Annotated in this window: 19 protein-coding genes and 1 other RNA gene; 3 read left to right on the forward strand and 17 right to left on the reverse strand. The window is 54.2% G+C overall.

The genetic code is table 11. The features are described from left to right. Window positions 1–133: 133 nt before the first annotated feature. From ptsP to HMPREF2959_RS08725, 5 genes are all read right to left on the reverse strand, one after another. Entirely contained in the window at window positions 134–1,909 is a 1,776-nt protein-coding gene (gene ptsP / locus HMPREF2959_RS08705; protein WP_002225691.1) for a phosphoenolpyruvate--protein phosphotransferase, read from the reverse strand. Next, a complete protein-coding gene (locus tag HMPREF2959_RS08710; protein WP_002219949.1) occupies window positions 1,909–2,178 on the reverse strand; it encodes an HPr family phosphocarrier protein in 270 nt (89 codons plus the stop codon). The genes ptsP and HMPREF2959_RS08710 overlap by 1 nt, the downstream gene beginning before the upstream one ends. Window positions 2,179–2,246: 68 nt before the next feature. After that, window positions 2,247–2,684 carry a PTS sugar transporter subunit IIA gene (locus tag HMPREF2959_RS08715; RefSeq protein ID WP_002214994.1) on the reverse strand — a complete coding sequence of 146 codons (438 nt, stop codon included), beginning with the start codon at window positions 2,682–2,684 and terminating at the stop codon, window positions 2,247–2,249. A gap of 80 nt (window positions 2,685–2,764) precedes the next feature. Further along, the gene (locus tag HMPREF2959_RS08720; protein ID WP_002218180.1) at window positions 2,765–3,328 is read right to left on the reverse strand and encodes a hypoxanthine-guanine phosphoribosyltransferase; all 564 of its coding nucleotides are present in this window, start codon (window positions 3,326–3,328) and stop codon (window positions 2,765–2,767) included. A 68-nt stretch (window positions 3,329–3,396) separates the two neighbouring features. Further along, window positions 3,397–4,221 (reverse strand): DNA ligase, encoded by an 825-nt coding sequence (locus HMPREF2959_RS08725; protein WP_002243665.1) that lies wholly within the window; start codon window positions 4,219–4,221, stop codon window positions 3,397–3,399. Window positions 4,222–4,312: 91 nt separating this feature from the next. On the opposite strand from HMPREF2959_RS08725, the gene HMPREF2959_RS08730 reads away from it, so the two are divergent. Then, window positions 4,313–4,945 (forward strand): MBL fold metallo-hydrolase, encoded by a 633-nt coding sequence (locus HMPREF2959_RS08730; protein ID WP_002243666.1) that lies wholly within the window; start codon window positions 4,313–4,315, stop codon window positions 4,943–4,945. Between the two features lie 205 nt (window positions 4,946–5,150). Here the strand turns inward: HMPREF2959_RS08730 and rmuC are convergent, their stop codons facing one another. From rmuC to HMPREF2959_RS08755, 5 genes are all read right to left on the reverse strand, one after another. Further along, entirely contained in the window at window positions 5,151–6,662 is a 1,512-nt protein-coding gene (rmuC, locus tag HMPREF2959_RS08735) for a DNA recombination protein RmuC (RefSeq protein WP_002243667.1), read from the reverse strand. Between the two features lie 338 nt (window positions 6,663–7,000). Beyond that, window positions 7,001–7,789 (reverse strand): cytochrome c1, encoded by a 789-nt coding sequence (locus HMPREF2959_RS08740; protein WP_002218184.1) that lies wholly within the window; start codon window positions 7,787–7,789, stop codon window positions 7,001–7,003. A 14-nt stretch (window positions 7,790–7,803) separates the two neighbouring features. Then, the gene (locus tag HMPREF2959_RS08745) at window positions 7,804–9,153 is read right to left on the reverse strand and encodes a cytochrome b (protein WP_002218185.1); all 1,350 of its coding nucleotides are present in this window, start codon (window positions 9,151–9,153) and stop codon (window positions 7,804–7,806) included. Between the two features lie 18 nt (window positions 9,154–9,171). Then, window positions 9,172–9,753, reverse strand: coding sequence for a ubiquinol-cytochrome c reductase iron-sulfur subunit (petA, locus tag HMPREF2959_RS08750; protein ID WP_002215005.1), 582 nt, complete (start codon window positions 9,751–9,753; stop codon window positions 9,172–9,174). A gap of 122 nt (window positions 9,754–9,875) precedes the next feature. Next, window positions 9,876–10,625 carry a Nif3-like dinuclear metal center hexameric protein gene (locus HMPREF2959_RS08755; protein ID WP_002243119.1) on the reverse strand — a complete coding sequence of 250 codons (750 nt, stop codon included), beginning with the start codon at window positions 10,623–10,625 and terminating at the stop codon, window positions 9,876–9,878. Between the two features lie 131 nt (window positions 10,626–10,756). Between HMPREF2959_RS08755 and HMPREF2959_RS08760 the strand changes: the two genes are divergently transcribed. Next, a complete protein-coding gene (locus HMPREF2959_RS08760; protein WP_002243668.1) occupies window positions 10,757–11,686 on the forward strand; it encodes a LysR family transcriptional regulator in 930 nt (309 codons plus the stop codon). A gap of 256 nt (window positions 11,687–11,942) precedes the next feature. On the opposite strand, the gene rpsI is transcribed toward HMPREF2959_RS08760, so the two are convergent. The 7 genes from rpsI to ppc form a co-directional block, all read right to left on the reverse strand. Continuing rightward, window positions 11,943–12,335: a 30S ribosomal protein S9 gene (rpsI, locus tag HMPREF2959_RS08765; protein ID WP_002215008.1), complete on the reverse strand. Its 393-nt coding sequence runs from the start codon at window positions 12,333–12,335 to the stop codon at window positions 11,943–11,945. Between the two features lie 9 nt (window positions 12,336–12,344). Further along, a complete protein-coding gene (rplM, locus tag HMPREF2959_RS08770; protein WP_070696701.1) occupies window positions 12,345–12,776 on the reverse strand; it encodes a 50S ribosomal protein L13 in 432 nt (143 codons plus the stop codon). A 177-nt stretch (window positions 12,777–12,953) separates the two neighbouring features. Continuing rightward, window positions 12,954–13,133: non-coding RNA, 6S RNA (ssrS, locus tag HMPREF2959_RS08775), on the reverse strand. Between the two features lie 5 nt (window positions 13,134–13,138). After that, window positions 13,139–13,444, reverse strand: a complete 306-nt coding sequence (locus HMPREF2959_RS08780) for a cell division protein ZapA (RefSeq protein WP_002215011.1) — start codon at window positions 13,442–13,444, stop codon at window positions 13,139–13,141. 10 nt (window positions 13,445–13,454) lie between these two features. Then, window positions 13,455–13,784, reverse strand: coding sequence for a hypothetical protein (locus HMPREF2959_RS08785; protein ID WP_002215012.1), 330 nt, complete (start codon window positions 13,782–13,784; stop codon window positions 13,455–13,457). Between the two features lie 54 nt (window positions 13,785–13,838). Further along, window positions 13,839–14,828, reverse strand: a complete 990-nt coding sequence (locus tag HMPREF2959_RS08790; protein WP_002215013.1) for an NAD(P)H-dependent glycerol-3-phosphate dehydrogenase — start codon at window positions 14,826–14,828, stop codon at window positions 13,839–13,841. Window positions 14,829–14,950: 122 nt separating this feature from the next. Continuing rightward, complete coding sequence (gene ppc, locus HMPREF2959_RS08795) at window positions 14,951–17,653, reverse strand: phosphoenolpyruvate carboxylase (RefSeq protein ID WP_002243669.1); 2,703 nt, start codon at window positions 17,651–17,653, stop codon at window positions 14,951–14,953. Window positions 17,654–17,695: 42 nt separating this feature from the next. Here ppc and HMPREF2959_RS08800 point away from each other — a divergent pair, with 42 nt between their 5' ends. Continuing rightward, window positions 17,696–18,589 (forward strand): HesA/MoeB/ThiF family protein, encoded by an 894-nt coding sequence (locus HMPREF2959_RS08800; RefSeq protein ID WP_033915043.1) that lies wholly within the window; start codon window positions 17,696–17,698, stop codon window positions 18,587–18,589. The last annotated feature ends 46 nt before the right edge of the window (window positions 18,590–18,635 follow it).

Genomic DNA, 18,635 nt, shown 5'->3' on the forward strand with positions numbered 1-18,635 from the left:
TTTCTGATTTTGGTTTTCTGTTTTTGAGGGAATGGCCGATTTTGGGTTTCTGTTTCGGTTTTCTATTTTGCAAGAATGGCAAAATTTCAGATTGCGGGCATTGTTAAGTATTTCTATTTTTTACCTGCCGTATTTATTTCCGCCCCTTGAAGTCGGCTTCTTCCTCGACAGACACGCTGTTCATCTGTTTGATCAGCTTTTCCGACTTCTCTTCGTCTTCGCAGCGGATGACTTTCACAATATCGCTTTCGAGCTGTCCGACATTGCTGTGCAGAATGATGTTTTTGACGGGCAGGATGTTGTTGGGGTTCATGGAAAAACGGCGCAGCCCCATACCCAATAAAACGCGGGTAAACGCGGTATCGCCCGCCATCTCGCCGCATACGGATACGTCTTTGTCCATGCGGTTGGCGGTACGGATGACGTGTTGCAGCATTTTCAGCACGGCGGGATGGCCGGGCTGGTAGAGGTGGCTGACGCTGTCGTCGCCGCGATCGACGGACAAGATGTATTGAATCAGGTCGTTGGTACCGACGGAGATGAAATCGACCAGTTTCAAAATACTGCCGACGGTCAGCGCGGCAGACGGAATTTCAATCATACAGCCGATGCCGACTTTACCGAAGGCATCGCCGCGTTCGGCAAGCTGGCGTTGCGCGGTGTCGAGGTGGATGAGGCACTGGCGCACTTCGGATACGGAGGTAATCATCGGCCACATCATCCGCACGGGGCCGTGTACCGCCGCACGGAGGATGGCGCGCATCTGGGTGCGGAACATGACCGGTTCGGCAAGGCACAGGCGGATGCCGGTCATGCCCAGCGCGGGGTTGAGGCTGCCGTTGGGCGTGCTGTTTTTCCCGAACCAGCGCGGGTTTTTGTCCACACCCAAATCGACTGTCCGTATCGTTACGCTTTTGCCTTTCATTTTTTTGACAATCGCGCTGTACACTTCGTACTGCTCGTCTTCAGACGGCATCGTATCGCGGTTCAGGTAAAGAAACTCGCTGCGGAACAGCCCGATGCCGTCTGCGCCGAGGTTGTGCAGCGGTTTCACGTCTTCGGCGGATTCTATATTGCCCACAAGCTCGATGCAGACCCCGTCAGCGGTGGCGGCGGCGGTTTTTTTGAGCTTGTTCAAATCGCGTTTGTGGCTGCGGTATTCGCGGGCACGGCGGCGGTATTCGTTCAACACCGACTCATCCGGCGCGATAATCAACACGCCGTTGATACCGTCCACAATGACCGTTTCGCCCTCGGTAATCAGTTTGCGCGCGTTGTGCAGCCCGACGACGGACGGGATGTCCAAGCTCCTGCCCAAAATCGCCGTATGCCCGGTGGGGCCGCCGGCATCGGTAACGAAGGCGGCAATGCGCTGCTCTTTAAACAAAACCGTGTCGGCGGGCGAAAGGTCGTTTGCAATCAGAACGGTTTCGTCAAACAGGTTGTCGGCAACTTCCAACTCGTTGCCCTGCCCGATCAGGTTGTTGTGGATGCGGCGGACGACTTGCAGCATATCCTGCTTGCGTTCGCGCAAATAGGCATCGTCCATATTGTCGAATTGGGCGGCGAGTTTGTCGCTCTGCTGCTTCAATGCCCACTCGGCGTTGATTTTTTGTTCCCTTAAAATATCGACGGGTTCGCGCGACAAGGTAACATCGGTCAAGAGCATCAGGTGCAGCGAGATGAACGCGCCCAACTCGGTCGGGGCGTTTTCGGGAATCGCGCTGCGGAGCTGTTCCAACTCTTTGCGCGTGGCTTTGACGGCGGCATCGAAACGTTCGGCTTCGGCATCGGTGTCCGCCTCCGCAACATCATACTGCGGCACTTCCTCCGTACCGCGCGCAATCAGGTGGGCGCAACCGACGGCAATGCCTTTGCCCGCCGCCACGCCGTGCAGCACGATACTCATTATTCGCCCTCGCCGAAGTAGCCGTTGATTAAGTCGGTCAGGGCGCGCATCGCTTCCGCCTCGTCCGCGCCGTCCGTCTCCAGCTCGATGACCGTACCCTTGGCGGCGGCGAGCATCATCAGCCCCATGATGCTTTTGCCGTTGACGCGGCTGCCGTTTTTCGTTACCCAGACTTCGCTTTGAAACTGAGACGCGGTTTGGGTGAATTTGCTGGAGGCACGGGCGTGAAGTCCGAGTTTGTTGATGATTTCGATGGATTGTTTGAGCATTTCGATTCCCGTGTTATGTATATCGGCAGCAGACGCCGTTTAAAATGTTTTCCTGCCCTGCCGCTTCTTCAGACGGCATCGCCGCTGCGCCGGCACACCAAATCTTCGGGCGCGGACGTGATGGCGAAAATGCCTTTTACCGCCGCCTCCCTGACGCATTCGGTAAAGGCGGCAAGGTCTTCCGCCGCCGGCGAATATTGGACGGCCTTAACCATCATCGGCGCGTTCAGCCCGGTCAAAATCGCCGATTTGTTTTCGCGCACGAGGCGGCGGGCTGCATTGCAGGGGGTCGCGCCGAAAATATCGGTCATAATCAGCACGCCGTCGTTGTCGGGAAACTCCTGAAGCGCGGCAATGGCGTTGTTGATGATGTCGTCTTGGTCTTCCGTCGGCTGCACGCCGAGTATGCGGACGTTTTCAGGCAGCCCGCCCGGGAAAAAATGATGTGCCAGCTTGCGGTAGGCTTCGCCTATGGTTTCGTGTGTGATGATTAAAAGCCCTATCATATTATGCGTCCTGTTCTTCATTATCCTGCCGGCGTATGGGCGCGATGCCGTCTGAAAGGCCTTCAGACGGCATCGCGTCCTTATTTTCCGTCCAATGCGTAAATCTCGCCCAAATTACGCCAGCAGCCCGCCGCATCCATGCCGTAACCGAAAACATAACGGTTCGGCACATCCAGTCCGACATAATCGGCTCGGATAGGCTTGGGTTTGTCAATCAGCTTGTTGGCGAACACCGCCGCACGGCAGCTTGCCGCACCCATTTCCAAAAGTTTGGCTTGAATGGCGGACATCGTATGCCCTTCGTCCAAAATATCGTCCAGCACGACGACGTGCCTGCCCCGGATTTGTTCCGCATCGGGCATACGCTTCCAGTTGAACGCGCCGCCCTCCAGCTTGTCGCCGTAACGGGAAACGTGAACATAATCAAAATCTAAGGGAAAACGCAACAGCGGCAACAACTGCCCCGTAAACACCACCGCGCCGCCCATCACGGGCAGCAGCAGCGGATATTTGCCGCCCAAATCGCGCGTAATCTCGTCCGCCACTTTTTGCAGTGCGGCACGGCATTGGCCTTGGTCGAACAAAAGATCGGCGTTTTCAAGCATCGCCTGTGTTTCAAGGCGTTTGGTTTCTAAATCGGTCATATGTCGGAATCGGTCGGTAAAAGGAAAATTATAAACCAAAGTATCGGCTGCCGTCTGAACCGTCCTGCTCAGCGGTCGGTACGCACGCGCACAAATGTGGCAAATTTCGGCGTGCCTTTCCGCGTAAAACCACGGTAGCGGTAGGTAATCAGTGTGCCGATTTTGGGCGGGTTGTCGCGGTCTTTGTCTTTGAAACCGCTGCCGATGCGGAATTCGCCGTGTCGGTTTTTGCAGCCGACCGCGCCCAGCCGTCCGGCGTTTCGCCCTTTGCCCTCATAGTGCCGCGTTACCGTGCATTCGTCGTCGTATTGGCTTTTCAGCTTCAATAATTGGCTGCTCCTGCCGCCGCTGTAACGGGATTCGGGCTGACGCAGCATCACGCCTTCGCCGCCCTGCGCTTCGATTTGTTTTAAAAAGTCCATCGCGTGCTGCCGGTCGCGCACTTTGATTTGTGGGATGATGGTAATCGGCGCGTTCGGATGCGTTTTCAGCCACTGCGTTGCGACTGCCAAACGTTGGTAGAGATTGCCCTGCGCCTTGGGTACATCGAAAACGTGCAGGCGGATACCGCGCCAGTCTGAAGAAGCAGAACGCACGGTAGCGGAAATCTGCTCGAACTGACCGCGTCCGCTATACAATTCGCCGTCCAAAGGATAAGGCGGAAACTGCGCGGTAAAGCCTTTGGGGGGCGTAAACGCGTAGCCCTGACGGCTTATCAGGTGCTTTCCGTCCCAATAGGCGCGCACGCCGTCGAGTTTCTCGCTCATTGCCCAGCCTGCAATCTCTTGGTCTTTGTATTCCTGCGCCAACATCAAATCCGCCGCGCCTGCCGATGCAGGGATGAAAACCGCCATAAAAATCGGTATGATGCCGCCGATTGTCTTCTTAATCATCTGATTCCCCCAATATCAAAACGGGCGGCAAACCGCCATAAAACAAACGGCAAACCCGATGCCGTCTGAAAAACCGTTTAGGAACACGCCGATGACCCTACGTTACGAAATCTTCCCCGTTACCCCCTTCCGCCAAAACTGCACCCTGATTTGGGACGACGAAAGTGGCGAAGCCGTCCTGACCGATGTCGGCGGCGATGTGCCGTTCCTGCTGCAAGCGTTGGCAAACCGCAAACTTACGCTCACGGCAATCTGGCTGACGCACGGCCATCTCGATCACGCGGGCGGCGTGGTCGAAATGTTGAAAACGCATAAAGTCCCTGTCCTCGGTTCGCACCGCGAAGATGAATTCCTGCTCCAATCGCTGCCGCAAACCACCGCGCAATACGGATTCCCCGTCTCGCCCGCCTTTGCGCCGAACCATTGGCTCGAAGAAGGCGAAACGCTCAAAGTCGGACGCTACGCCTTCCAAGTGCTGCATATTCCGGGGCACACGCCGGGACACGTGGTTTTCTATTGTGCCGAAGCGGAGCTGCTGATTGCGGGCGACGTGCTGTTTTACGAAACCATAGGCAGAACCGATTTTCCGCGCGGCAACCACGCCGACTTAATCAATAATATCCGCAACAAATTATTCGCCCTCCCCGAAACCGTGCAAGTTGTCGCCGGACACGGGCGTATGACTTCCATCGGACACGAAAAACGGCACAATCCGTTTTTCTAACCGACTTCACTACGGTCTTCAGACGGCGTCATCTGCACTGATGCCGTCTGAAACGCAAAAGGCTCAGACAACCGCCGCCTTGCCGGTGTACCTCGCCGGACAAGGCTTTGGTAAGTACTTCAAACCAACCCCAAATCAGAACCGGTACAGTTACGCCGCGCTTTCGGCATTCCCGCCCCTGCTGAAACAAGCTTTTCCGCACAAGTCAGACTGCTTCATCTTCTGCCGCATATTCCAAAGATTCCGACAACGCCGTTGTTTCATTGGCACGTTCGGTCAAATCGCGTGCAAGCTGCTTGTTTGCCTTCACACCCAACAGACGCAGTTTCTCGGCGCGGCCGACCAGATTCCCGCGCCCTTCGGCAAGTTGCTTGAATGCCGTCTGAAAGCTGTTTTGCGCCTGATCGATGCCTTTGCCGACGCTTTCGAGCGTCTGTACAAAGCCGACAAACTTGTCGTACAGCTTGCCGCCTTCGTCCGCAATCGCCAGCGCGTTTTGGTTTTGCTGCTCGTTGCGCCAAATATTCGCCACCGTCCGCAAAGTCGCCAGCAGCGTACTGGGGCCGACCAGCATAATCCGTTTGTCGAAACACTCTTGGAACAAGCCCGCGTCATTCTGCAACGCCAACAGGTAGGCCGGTTCGACAGGGATAAACATAAAGACGAAATCCAATGTGTTCACACCTTCCAAATCGGTGTAATCCTTCAGCGACAAGCCTTTCATATGCGCGCGTATGCTGGCAACGTGTGCCGCCAGTTCGCGTGCCGCCGTATCCGCATCCGCCGCCTGCGTGTAGCGCACATAAGCTGTCAGCGAGACCTTGGAGTCAATCACAATCTGCTTGTTGTCGGGCAGGTTGACCAAAACGTCGGGCTGGAGGCGGCGCGTGCCGCCGTCTTCCTCTTTTCGGACGGATGCCGCCTGAACCACATATTCGCGCCCTTTCTGGAGGCCGGAATTTTCCAAAACCGTTTCCAGAATCATTTCGCCCCAATTGCCCTGAACCTTGTTCTGCGTACCGGTCAGCGCGTTGGTCAGTGCCTTTGCCTCGCTGTGCAGCTGCGCATTCAATCCTTGAAGCCGTTTCAATTCGTTTTCCAACGTCAGCCGCTCGCGCGATTCTTTATCATAGGTTTGCTTGACCAACTCGCCGAAACCGTGGATGCGTTCGTTCAACGGGTTCAAAACCTGATGGAGCTGCTCGCGGTTCTGCTCGGTAAAACGGCGGCTTTTTTCTTCCAAAATCGTGTTGGCAAGATTTTGAAACTGATCGCTCAAACTTTTGCGCGCCTCGCCCAGCAAGGACAGCTTCTCTTCAGAAGCAAGGCGTTCCTGTTCGATTTGCGTTGCCAAACGTTCGTTTTCAACCGCCAAACCCTGTGCCTTTTCCTGCAACTCGATATACGACTGCTTCAGCCGCGCCGACTCCGCCTCTTTTTCCTGCAAATGGGCAATCTGCTTTTCGGCTGCGGAAAAACGGTTGCCCAAAGCATAATTTTCGTCCTGCAAATGCCGATATTTCCCGTCCAACACCGCCAATTCCGACACGGTTTTGCCGTGCGCCTGTTCGACAAAATCACATCTTGCCGCCTTTTCCGCCAGGTGCGCGTTCAAACCGGCAAACTCGCCCTGAAACCTGCCCTTCATCAGCAACCATGTAAACAACACGCCCGACACCAACGCCGCCAAAGGCAGCAAAACAGTCATCAGTTCCATCAATCATCCTAATATTCAAACATTTTCACACCGGACAAAACCGCCGCTTATTCCGATTCTACCTGTTTGTTCGACATAGCTCCAAAAAATATAGCGGATTGGCTTTAAACCTGTTCGACATCGCCTTACCATGCTGCTTGCGGTTTCAGGCCTTTTCCTAATTCAATATCCATCCGCCGCAAACCCTGATTAAGTTCCCGATGTCTGACATTTTTAGAATGATGCCGTCTGAAATGTTGCAGCTATGTTCAGACGGCATACGGATTCAGGCTTTTCAAACGGCAGGCAAAATGAAAAAAGGGCAAACCCTAAAGGATTTGCCCTTTTGTTCCAAACGCTTAGTGTACGTCTTTCCAATATTCTTTTTTCAGGAAATACGCCAAAGGCAGCATAACCGCAAATAGGAAAATCATCACGACATAGCCTATACGTTTGCGTTGCAGTTGTGCAGGTTCGCCCATGTACACAAGGTAATTGACCAAATCGCGTACATATGCGTCGTACTCTTTTTGGATCACTTTGCCGTTAGGCAGACGGCGGCTGTGCAAACCGGTAGATTCCCAATACAGCTTAGGCTTCATCTCGCCGTGTTCGTCTTTTACCATAACCGGCTGACCTTTGGCATCCAACTCAACGGCTTGAACGCCTTGCTGTTCCCACAGCGGGTGAGGCATACCGACTTTATCAAATACGGTATTGTTCCAGCCGCTCGGACGGGTCGGATCTTTATAGAAGCCGCGCATATAGGCGTAAAGGTAGTCTGCACCTTTGGAACGCGCAATCAATGTCAAATCGGGCGGAGCAGCACCAAACCATTTTGCCGCATCTTTCGGGTTCATCGCCGAATGCATGACATCGCCGACATTATCGGTGGTAAACATCAGGTTTTTCTTGATTTCTTCGTCAGTCAAACCGATGTCTTTCAAACGGTTGAAACGCATACCGCTTGCCGAGTGGCAGGACAGGCAATAGTTGGTAAAGATTTGTGCGCCGCGCTGCAGGCTGACTTGGTCGCGCAAATCGATATCGACTTTCTCATAGTGTGCATGACCGCCCGAAGCAAATGCCGCACCCATGGGTACTGCCAACAGCAAGGCAGCAAACCAATTTTTCATAGCTTGTTTCATTTTGACTGCCCTCATCAGATGTTGGTTGCAAACAGGTAAGCACCCACGGCGGTAATGCCGACGTAAACAAAGAACATGATTTTTTGTTTGGCGGTGCTCATGGTTACGCGTTCGGGAACCGGTTTGTTTTTATCCAGCTTGGTATAGAACGGCATACCCAGGAAGAATGCGAAATAGACGAAGGACAGGATGCGCGCGACCAAAGTACGCGTATCGGTTGCCACCATCGCGCCCAAAATACCCAAACCGATAAAGGAAATGATGAACAAGACCAATGCGGTTTTGAAAATCGGGCCGCGGTAACGGACGGATTTCACCTCGCCCCTATCCAGCCAAGGCAACAGGGCAATCAGTACAACTGCCGCACCCATACCGATTACACCCCATACCTGTGTTCCCAAGAACGAGGGAATCGCACGCAAAATGGCGTAGAACGGAGTGAAGTACCATACCGGTGCAATGTGCGGAGGTGTTTTCAGCGCATTCGCAGCATCGAAGTTCGGCGCTTCGAGGAAGTAGCCGCCGCCTTCTGGTGCAAAGAACAACACGGAACAGAAGACAATCAGGAATACAACGACACCCAAGATGTCCTTAACGGTGTAGTAAGGATGGAATGGGATACCGTCGCGCGGGATACCGTTTTCGTCTTTGTTTTTCTTGATTTCAACGCCGTCAGGGTTGTTAGAACCCACTTCGTGCAGGGCGATGATGTGCGCCACAACCAAGCCGAGCAATACCAAAGGTACCGCGATAACGTGCAGGGCAAAGAAGCGGTTCAGGGTAACGTCGGAAACGTTAAAGTCGCCGCGGATCCAAGTGGACAAATCAGGACCGATAACAGGGATGGCGGAGAACAAGTTAATAATTACCTGCGCACCCCAGAAGGACATTTGACCCCAAGGCAACAGGTAGCCCATAAAGGCTTCCGCCATCAATGCCAAGAAAATCAGGGAGCCGAAAATCCACACCAACTCACGGGGTTTTTTGTACGAACCGTAAATCAAACCACGGAACATGTGCAGATAAACAACAATGAAGAAGAACGATGCGCCGGTGGAGTGCATATAGCGGATAATCCAACCGCCGGACACGTCGCGCATAATGTATTCTACTGCGGTAAAGGCGGCAGGCAGATGGTAGGCGTTCAGGTTGCCGTCGGGTTTGTAGTTCATGGTCAGGAAAATGCCGCTGACGATTTGAATCACGAGGACAAGCAAGGCTAAAGAGCCGAAGTAGTACCAAAAATTAAAGTTTTTCGGTGCGTAGTATTGAGCCAAATGCTCATTCCACATTTTAGACAGGGGGAAACGAGCGTCCATCCAGCCTAACAATGCTTTTGCTTTGCTATTGGTTTGGTTTGCCATAATTATCGTTCCTTATTCTTAGTCTTCGCCCACCAAGATAGTTGTGTCGCTCAAGTATTTATATGGTGGGACAACCAGGTTGGTCGGGGCAGGAACACCTTTATATACGCGGCCGGCCAAGTCGAATTTCGAACCGTGGCAGGGGCAGAAGAAGCCGCCTTTCCAGTCTGCACCCAAATCGGCAGGGGCAATGTCGGGACGGAAGGTGGGCGAGCAGCCCAAATGGGTGCAGATACCGATGGCGACAAGGATGTTCGGCTTAATCGAACGGGTCTCGTTTTTAGCATACTCCGGCTGCTGTTCCGCATCGGAATTGGGATCGGTAAGTTCGCCGTTCAGGCCTTTCAGGTCTTTAAGCTGCTGATCTGTACGGTTGAGCACCCAAATCGGTTTGCCTTGCCACTCGGCGGTCAGCAGCTGACCCGCTTCGATTTTACTGACATCCACCTCGACGGCAGCACCGGCGGCCTTGGCTTTTTCCGAAGGGAAAAAACTGGCCACAAACGGCGTTGCCACACCCAATGCTGCCACTCCGCCCGCGCCGCAGGTCGCGAGTGTCAGGAAACGGCGGCGGCCGTTGTTGATTTCTTGATTATCCATTATTCAGTCGTCCTAATATTTTGGGAATACCGAGCCATTAAACGTTGCAATTTTACCCAGTTTGCAGTGATACTCAAAGCATTATTTAAAATAAGGTAAAGTTTTATGATATTTCTCAAGACTCAAGCCGGATTGTTTTCGTCAAAATGGCACACTTCCAACCCGAAAACCTCTGCCGCCGATTCTGCCAGCGCGCGTACGCCGTAACGTTCCGTCGCGTGATGCCCTGCCGAAATGAAAGCCGTACCCGTTTCATTGGCAAGGTGGTATTGGGCTTCAGAGATTTCCCCCGTCAAATACAGATCGACACCTTCGTCTATTGCCGTCTGAAAAAACCCCTGCGCCCCGCCGCTGCACCATGCAACCCGTCGGATTTCGCGTTCGGGTTTGCCGATGACGACAGGCTTACGTTGCAAAACTGTTTCAATATGCGCCGCCAATGCGCCGAGTGTCTTGGCTTGTTTCAGGCTGCCCGAGTTGAGCAGGTTTTGTTCGCCGAACCGTTTTTCTGTCGCAAAACCCAATCTGTCGGCGAGTTGGGCATTGTTGCCCAGTGTGGGATGTGCATCCAGGGGCAGATGGTAGCCTGCCATATTGATGTCGTGCCGTAACAGTGCGGCAATCCGTTCTTTTTTCCAACCAGTAACGGTCGGCAACTCGTTTTTCCAGAACATACCGTGATGTACCAAAAGCAAATCTGCCTTCTGCTCCACAGCAAAATCAATCGCTGCCCTGCTTGCCGTTACCGACGTAACGATTTTCCCGATATATTCCCTCCCTTCAACCTGCAAACCATTGGGGGCGTAATCTTTAAACGATGCCGTCTGCAACGTTTCATTACACCAAGTCAGAAAATCCCTGCGCAATACCATCTTTTTTCCTAATCGCTTTAAACAAGCGGGCATTCTAATCGCAAAATGTCCGGAATTCACATTTTTCCGATTTGCACCCGCATATGAATTATTTTAATATGCGCCGGTTCAATATGCCGTCTGAAGCCCCCATGGATTCCATTATCGAATTGCGCCACCTCAAAACCCTGCTGGCACTTGAAGAAACCGGCAGCGTCTCCCTTGCCGCCAAACGGGTTTTCCTTACCCAATCCGCCCTTTCCCACCAGATCCGTATGCTCGAAAACCACTACGGCACGCCGCTGTTCGAACGCAAATCCACGCCCTTGCGCTTTACCCCGGTGGGCGAAAGGCTGCTGCGCCTCGCCCACGAACTGATACCTCAAGTTGCTGTTGCAGAACGAGATTTGGCGCGAATCACGGAAGGGGAGGCGGGAGAGCTGCGGATTGCCGTCGAATGCCATACCTGTTTCGACTGGCTGATGCCCGCCATGGGCGAATTCCGCCCGATGTGGCCCCAAGTCGAACTGGATATCGTATCGGGATTCCAAGCGGATCCCGTCGGGCTGCTGCTGCAACACCGCGCCGACCTTGCCATTGTTTCCGAAGCGGAAAAACAAAGCGGCATCAGCTTCCAACCACTGTTTGCCTACGAAATGGTCGGCATCTGCGCCAAAGATCACCCGCTTGCCGCCAAAACTGTCTGGGAAGCCGAAGACTTTATCGGGGAAACCCTGATTACTTATCCCGTTCCCGACGAGATGCTGGATTTGCCCAAAAAAATCCTGATTCCGAAAAACATCAACCCGCCGCGCCGACACAGCGAACTGACCATCGCCATTATCCAACTGGTTGCCAGCAGACGTGGCATTGCCGCCCTTCCCTATTGGACAGTCATGCCCTACCTTGAAAAAGGCTATGTCGTCCACCGCCAAATTACTGCCGACGGACTGCAAAGCAAACTGTATGCCGCCATCCGTACCGAAGATACGGACAAGAGCTATCTGAACAATTTTTGCCAAATCATACGCGAACGCGGTTTTGCAGATTTGCCCGGACTGAGCGAACTGGAACCGGTCTGACCCCTTATTCAACCATACCCGGCAGTTTTTCTATTTTTTCATGTATAGTGGATTAACAAAAACCAGTACGGCGTTTGCCTCGCCTTACCGTACTATTTGTACTGTCTGCGGCTTCGTCGCCTTGTCCTGATTTAAATTTAATCCACTATACTGTTTTTGATTTTTGCCCAATCTGTAATCTTTAGATTGCCAATGGGAAACCGTCTACTACAAATAAAAAACCCTGCGATAAGCAGGGTTTTTTGAATTTCCAACATTAACGTTTGGAGAATTGTTTTGCACGGCGTGCTTTGCGCAGACCCGGTTTTTTACGTTCGACTTCGCGGGCATCGCGGGTAACAAAACCAGCTTGAGACAAGGCGGGTTTCAACGCGGCATCGAAGTCGATCAGGGCACGGGTAATGCCGTGGCGGATTGCGCCGGACTGGCCGGTTTCGCCGCCGCCAACAACATTGACTTTGATGTCGAAAGATTCGGCGTTTTCAGTCAGAACCAAGGGTTGGCGAACAACCATTCGGCTGGTTTCGCGTGCGAAGAATTCGTCAACGGGACGGCCGTTTACGATGATTTGACCTGTACCTTTAATCAGGAATACACGAGCCACTGAACTTTTGCGGCGGCCTGTGCCGTAGTAGTATTTACCGTTCATGTCGCGTCCTTATTTCAGTTCCAAAACTTTGGGTTGTCGCGCAGCATGGGCGTGTTCCGCACCCGCATACACTTTCAGTTTTTTAATCATGGCGTAACCCAAAGGACCTTTGGGCAGCATACCTTTTACAGCTTGTTCCAAAGCGCGGCCCGGGAATTGCTCTTGCATTTCGCGGAAAGTGCGTTCGTAGATACCGCCTGGGAAACCGGAATGGCGGAAGTATTTTTTATCTTCGAATTTGGCACCGGTTACACGCAGTTTGTCCGCATTGATAACAATGATGTAATCGCCGGTATCGACGTGGGGGGTGTATTCAGGTTTGTGTTTGCCACGCAGACGGCTGGCGACTTCGGCCGCAACGCGACCCAAGACTTTGTCTTGGGCATCGATGACGAACCATTCGCGCTTCACCTCGTGGGGTTTCGCTGAAAAGGTTTTCATAGTGGAAATCCAGATAGATATAGAAAGTTGTAAATTTTAAAGACAGGATTCGATTTTGTCAATCGCATTACCGCGTTACGGAAGGATTTTCCGGATTTCGGCAGACTGCATACTGCTTTTTCGGGCGGGGCGGCGGCCAATGTGAAAAACCGCATCGTTGCGATGCGGTTTTGAATGGGAATCCCCGCGAGAGCCGTTTCGGCCGAATCCGCTTGAACCTTGCTGACAAGGCGGCTGCCTCGGGTAGTTTCGGGTGCGTCCGCAAAAGGACGCTCGCGCCCACTACTGCTCCCGGCAACCTTAAGCGAACTTATTGGTTCAAAGGAATATATGCCTTCGCGGACACCGCAGGGAAAAAGGGGTTATTCCTGCGCCAAGCGGGATAGTGCTTTTTGGCAGGCGTTGTCCATATCGGCTATTTTACGCGCAAAATCGCCGATTGCCAAATCGCCGCCGTTCAGAGAGGTTTTCAACAGGTCGTGGACGACGTTGAGCGCGGCCATAATGACGATTTTTTCGCTGTCCGCGACGCGTCCGCCTTCGCGGATGGCTTCGGCTTTGCCGTTGAGCATTCCGACTGCCTGCAACAGTGTGTCTTTTTCTTCTGCCGGCGTGTTGACGGTCAGCCGGGCGTGCATGACTTCGATGTGGACTTGTTCGATGTTCATCCTTTAATCCTTATTGCTGCGTTTCCTGCCATTGGGGGAGGCGCGCTGCCAGTGCGCTGATTTTTTCCCTGCTCTGTTCGAGCAGGCTGCGGTATCGTGTATTTTCTTCTGTCAGGCTGTCGATTTTGTTTTGCAGGTCTTCTTTGAGTTTGCCGACTTGGACGAGCAGGGCTTCGCTGAGTTCGTCGACGGCGGTTTCGTGTTCGAGTTTTTGCCGCTCGTGCGCCCGTTTGAGTTCGGCGACGGTTTCTTTGAGGCGGCGGTTTTCGCTGACGAGGGTTTCGAATTTTTGTACCAGCGTATAAACGCTGCTTTCGAGTTTTTCGATATTTTGTTTCATAACCTTACCTGTCCGTATGCCGTCTGAAGGCTTCAGACGGCATCTGTCTGTTGTTTATTCGAAACGCGCGCTGCGTTCCATCAGTCTTTCGACGACCTGCTGAGGGGTCATTTCCTTACGGATGAGTTGCAGCAGGGTTTGGGTAATCGGCATATCGATTTGGTACTTACAGGCAGTATTGAAGACTTCTTCTATCGTGCTGACCCCTTCGGAAACGTGTCCGATTTCGACCAGCACCTGATGCAGTTCCTTGCCTTCTGCCAAACCCAAGCCGACGCGGCGGTTGCGTGAGAGTGCGCCAGTGCAGGTCAAGATGAGGTCGCCGATGCCTGCCAGCCCCATCATGGTTTTGGGCTGTGCGCCCATTGCGGAGGCAAGGCGGGTAATTTCAGCTAATCCGCGCGTAACCAGTGCGGCACGGGCGTTAAGCCCGTACTCTAGGCCATCGGACAATCCGGTGGCAATCGCCATAACATTTTTTACCGCGCCGCCAACCGCCACGCCGATAACGTCGGTACTGCCGTAAAGCCTCATGACAGTCGTGTTGAGCTGCGGTACGAGTTCTTCAATCCACTCTTGGTTTTCGGAGGCGAGGACGACGGCACAGGGCAGTTGTTTGGCGAGTTCCTGTGCAAAACTCGGGCCGGAGAGTACGCCGATTTTCTTATTGTCGGGCAATACTTCTTTCAATACTTGAAAGGTCAGCAGCCCTGTATCCTGCTCGAATCCTTTGCAGGCGGCGAGGACGGGGAGGTGTCCCGCGCCGTACTGTTTGAGCAGCTCTGCGCTGCTTCTCAATCCGGCAACGGAGGTTACGATAAGGACAAGTCCGCTGTCTTTGAGCGCGTCTGCCAAATCCGCACACACTTCCAAGGTTTCGGGAAAGGAAAAGCCGGGCAGTCCGCGTTTGTTTTCACGCGCTTCCTGCATTTGGCGGACTTGGTCTGCGTTGCGCGTCCACAGGGATACGCGGTTGCCGTGTTGGGAAAAGTGCAGGGCGAGCGCCGTACCCCACGAACCTGCGCCGATAACGGTAATTTTCATTGGTCGTCTTTCAACATATCACTGCCGTTCACTTTAAAACAATCGGTGTTTCTCTGCAAGTGCGGTCAGGGAAATGCCGTCTGAAAGGTGTTCAGACGGCATTTTGCCCCGATGCGGCACAATCAGCCTGTATTGCGCAAACCTTGCGCCACGCCGTTGATGGTCAGGTGAACCATCAGCAGCGCGTGCGGATTGTCGGGTTCTTTACGCAGGCGTTTGAGCATGGCGACCTGCAGGCCGTTGAGCGCGTTCAAATATGGAATCCTCAAGGCAAGCGAACGGGCGAGGCTGCGGTTGTCGCGTAAAAGTTCTTCGGTTTGCAGCAGGTCGAGCAGGGCTTTGCGGCTGCGTTGGTATTCTTCCTTAATCATGCCGAAGATGACGGCGGCTTTTTCCGGCGATTCGCTCAAGCCGGCATAGTTTTCCGCGAGGGTGATGTCGGTTTTCGCCATCACTTGCTCCATATTGGAAAGCATGGCTTGGAAGAACGGGTTGCTTTGGGCGTGTTCGCGCAGGGCGGCGAGCGTTTCGGGTTTGTCTTCGCACAAGGTTTCCACCGCGCTGCCGAAACCGTACCAAGCAGGCAGCATGAGGCGGTTTTGCATCCATGAGAATACCCACGGAATAGCGCGCAAGTCCTGAATCCGCGCCAAGGTTTTGCGGCTGGCAGGACGGCTGCCGAGGTTGAGGGTGGCAATTTCCTGAATCGGGCTGGTTTGCAGGAAGTAGTCGATGAAGTCAGGGTGGGTAATCAGTTCGCGGTAGTATTTGAACGATACGTCCGACAATGCCTGCATGAGCGCAGGTTCGGGGTCTTTTTGATCGGGCAGCAGGCTGGCTTCGAGTGTTGCGGCAACAAGGGTTTCGAGATTGCGCACGGCATTGCCCGGGTCGGCGTATTTGGCGGTAATGACTTCGCCTTGCTCGGTGATGCGGATTTGTCCGGCCACGCTGCCTGCCGGTTGGGCGAGAATGGCTTGGTAAGACGGGCCGCCGCCGCGTCCGACGCTGCCGCCGCGTCCGTGGAACAGGCGCATGCGGACATCGTATTTTTTGAAGAGTTCGACCAAGTCCAATTCCGCCTGGTAGAGGCACCATGAGCTGGTAACGTAGCCGCCGTCCTTGTTGGAGTCGGAGTAGCCCAGCATGATTTCTTGGATATTGCCGCGGCTTTCGAGCAAGGCATCGTACCAATCGAGGCGGAACATGGTTTCCATGACCGGACAGGCGTTTTCGAGTGCTTCGATGGTTTCAAACAGCGGCACGATATTGATGCGGCTGTGCGGTTTGCCGTTTTCCACCGCCAACAGGCCGCTTTCTTTCAGCAGCAATGCCAAGGCGAGCAGGTCGCTGGGTTGTTCGCAGTTGGAAATAATGCTTTGTGTTACGGCATCTTCGCCAAATTCGTCTTTGATTTTGCGCGCTTCGTTGAAAATTGCCAGTTCGTGGCGGGTATGGTCGCTGTATGTGATGAACGGGCTGTACAGCGGACGTTGATGACTCAATTCGCGCAACAGGACGGCTTGTTTCTGCTCTTCGGAGAGGCTGTTGTAGTCTTCCAGGCCGGCGTGTTGGAAAAGCTCGGCAACCACATCGGCGTGTTTGCCCGCGTGTTGGCGCAAATCAAGCGGCATCATATGGAAGCCGAACACGGATACGGAGCGGATGAGGTCTGCCAGACGGCCTTCGGCAAGCAGGCGGCTGCCGTTGTCGATAAGGGAACGTTGCAGTTTTTTCAAATCATCGAGAAATTCTTGTGCCGAAGCATAAGGCTCGAGAAAGCCGAATTTGCAGCCCATACCCAAACCGAGCGCGCGCGCTTTGCCCATAGCGCGCGCCATAATGTAGGCGATGGCGCGGCGGTAGGGTTCTTCCGTGCGGGCGATTTCTTCGTCAGGCGAGAGGGCTGCCAGTGCCATTACGTCGTCGTTGACTTTGACGCGGCGGATGGAGAGCGGCAGTTCGCGGTAAAGTTTGTCGAGTTCGCCGCGATAGAAACGGAACACGGCATCGGCGTGGCGGCGGAAGGCAAAGCGCAGGGTTTCGGCAGAAACAAACGGATTGCCGTCGCGGTCGCCGCCGATCCAGCCGCCGATTTTGAGGATGTCCGGAACGCGGACATCGGGATAGGCCGTCTGAAAGTCGTGTTCCATCTTGCGGTAGAGTTTGGGTAGGGCTTCGAAAAAGCTCATCGGGAAGATGGACACGCCGTTGTTGATTTCGTCGTTGACGCTGAGTTTGTGGCGGCGCGTTTCGCTGGTCTGCCACAAGCCCAGCAGGATAGTGTCGATTTCGCGGCGCAGCCGTGCCAGCGCGTCGGCATTGGTGCAGCGTTCGCGTTGCGGCAGCAGCGCGCGGATGCGGCGGTTGAAATTCAAAACGGTTTGGCGTTGCACTTCGGTCGGGTGCGCGGTCAAAACGGCGGTAACGGACGTATTGTCCAACTGCCGCTGCACCGATTTGCCGTCGGCTTTCCCCGCTTTGAGCCTGCGGACGGTTTCCGTCAGGCTGCCTTCCGCGCCGCCGCGTCCGGCTTCTTCGTGGATTTGGCGGCGGCGTTCGTGGTGCACGTCTTCGGCGATGTTCAAAATCTGTGCGAACAGGCCGCAGGCCAAGGTTAAATCGTGGGTTTGTTGTTCGTCCAATTGCGGCAATACTTTTTCAATCAATGCCGCGCTGTCGTCGGAAGTGGACAAGAGTTTGACCGTTTCGACAACCAACGGCGAGGCTTCTTCGTGCAGGAGGTTGAACAGGGATTGTTTCAGAAATTCCGCGTCCGCCGCCAAAGCCGCGTCCTTTGGATTGTTCAGAATATGCAGTTGCATGATTTTTCTCTCATTGCCGTAAATACTGTAAATGTACCTCAAATGCCGCATCCGTGCCAAACCGTTCACACTTTAACCGCCCGTGTCCCGAAATGCCGTCTGAAGTTGAACGCCGCCCGACGGCAGCGTTACAATCGCCCGCAACTGTTTTTTCCGAACATCATCATGACCACGACCGAACACGACAACGACGACGAACTCCTGCTGCGGTACAGCCGCCACATCCTCTTGGACGAAATCGGCATCGAAGGGCAGCAAAAGCTTTCCGACGCACATATTTTGGTCGTCGGATGCGGCGGTTTGGGTGCCGCCGCACTGCCCTACCTTGCCGCTTCGGGTGTCGGCACGCTGACCATAGCCGATTTCGACACGGTCGAACTGCACAACCTGCAACGTCAGGTCGCATTTAACGAGGGCGACGTCGGCAAACTCAAAACCGAAGCCTTGGCAGACCGTCTGCGCCATATCAACCATACCGTCGATGTCCGCGCCGTCAACGAAAAACTCGACGGCTGCCGCCTGACCGGTTTGGTTCAAGCCGCCGACATCGTTTTAGACTGCTGCGACAACTACGCCACGCGGCAGGCGGTCAACCGTGCCTGCGTGCACACGAAAACACCGCTGGTTTCAGGGGCGGCGGTACGCTTTGAAGGACAACTTGCCGTGTACCGTCCCGACTTGCCCGACTCGCCGTGTTACGCCTGCCTGTTTGACGGCGGATCGGCTTCAGACGGCATCTGTTCCCTCTTCGGCGTGTTCTCGCCGCTGGTCGGCATCATCGGCAGTACCCAAGCGGCGGAAGCTCTGAAAATCCTGCTGGATGCGGGCGAACCGTCGCACGGCAGGCTGGCGGTTTACCGTGCCTTGGAAGGGGGCTGGCAATATTTCGACCTGCCGCGCAACCCCGAATGCCCGGTTTGCGGCGCGGAACGGTAAAACCCTGCCACCGTTTCAGACGGCATCCAAACGGATGCGGCGGAAC

It is taken from the genome of Neisseria sp. HMSC070F02, assembly GCF_001814225.1.
Taxonomy (GTDB): domain Bacteria; phylum Pseudomonadota; class Gammaproteobacteria; order Burkholderiales; family Neisseriaceae; genus Neisseria; species Neisseria meningitidis.

Bases quoted from the DNA above. Each gene is read 5' to 3' on its own strand.
- HMPREF2959_RS08720 (WP_002218180.1), bottom strand. From the start codon at position 3,328: ATGACCGATTTAGAAACCAAACGCCTTGAAACACAGGCGATGCTTGAA.
- ppc (WP_002243669.1), bottom strand. From the start codon at position 17,653: ATGCAACTGCATATTCTGAACAATCCAAAGGACGCGGCTTTGGCGGCG.
- HMPREF2959_RS08715 (WP_002214994.1), bottom strand. From the start codon at position 2,684: ATGATAGGGCTTTTAATCATCACACACGAAACCATAGGCGAAGCCTAC.
- HMPREF2959_RS08790 (WP_002215013.1), bottom strand. From the start codon at position 14,828: ATGAAAATTACCGTTATCGGCGCAGGTTCGTGGGGTACGGCGCTCGCC.
- rpsI (WP_002215008.1), bottom strand. From the start codon at position 12,335: ATGAACGGTAAATACTACTACGGCACAGGCCGCCGCAAAAGTTCAGTG.
- HMPREF2959_RS08760 (WP_002243668.1), top strand. From the start codon at position 10,757: ATGGATTCCATTATCGAATTGCGCCACCTCAAAACCCTGCTGGCACTT.
- HMPREF2959_RS08730 (WP_002243666.1), top strand. From the start codon at position 4,313: ATGACCCTACGTTACGAAATCTTCCCCGTTACCCCCTTCCGCCAAAAC.
- rplM (WP_070696701.1), bottom strand. From the start codon at position 12,776: ATGAAAACCTTTTCAGCGAAACCCCACGAGGTGAAGCGCGAATGGTTC.
- petA (WP_002215005.1), bottom strand. From the start codon at position 9,753: ATGGATAATCAAGAAATCAACAACGGCCGCCGCCGTTTCCTGACACTC.
- HMPREF2959_RS08780 (WP_002215011.1), bottom strand. From the start codon at position 13,444: ATGAACATCGAACAAGTCCACATCGAAGTCATGCACGCCCGGCTGACC.
- HMPREF2959_RS08755 (WP_002243119.1), bottom strand. From the start codon at position 10,625: ATGGTATTGCGCAGGGATTTTCTGACTTGGTGTAATGAAACGTTGCAG.
- HMPREF2959_RS08745 (WP_002218185.1), bottom strand. From the start codon at position 9,153: ATGGCAAACCAAACCAATAGCAAAGCAAAAGCATTGTTAGGCTGGATG.
- HMPREF2959_RS08740 (WP_002218184.1), bottom strand. From the start codon at position 7,789: ATGAAACAAGCTATGAAAAATTGGTTTGCTGCCTTGCTGTTGGCAGTA.
- HMPREF2959_RS08785 (WP_002215012.1), bottom strand. From the start codon at position 13,784: ATGAAACAAAATATCGAAAAACTCGAAAGCAGCGTTTATACGCTGGTA.
- HMPREF2959_RS08725 (WP_002243665.1), bottom strand. From the start codon at position 4,221: ATGATTAAGAAGACAATCGGCGGCATCATACCGATTTTTATGGCGGTT.
- ptsP (WP_002225691.1), bottom strand. From the start codon at position 1,909: ATGAGTATCGTGCTGCACGGCGTGGCGGCGGGCAAAGGCATTGCCGTC.
- rmuC (WP_002243667.1), bottom strand. From the start codon at position 6,662: ATGGAACTGATGACTGTTTTGCTGCCTTTGGCGGCGTTGGTGTCGGGC.
- HMPREF2959_RS08710 (WP_002219949.1), bottom strand. From the start codon at position 2,178: ATGCTCAAACAATCCATCGAAATCATCAACAAACTCGGACTTCACGCC.
- HMPREF2959_RS08800 (WP_033915043.1), top strand. From the start codon at position 17,696: ATGCCGCATCCGTGCCAAACCGTTCACACTTTAACCGCCCGTGTCCCG.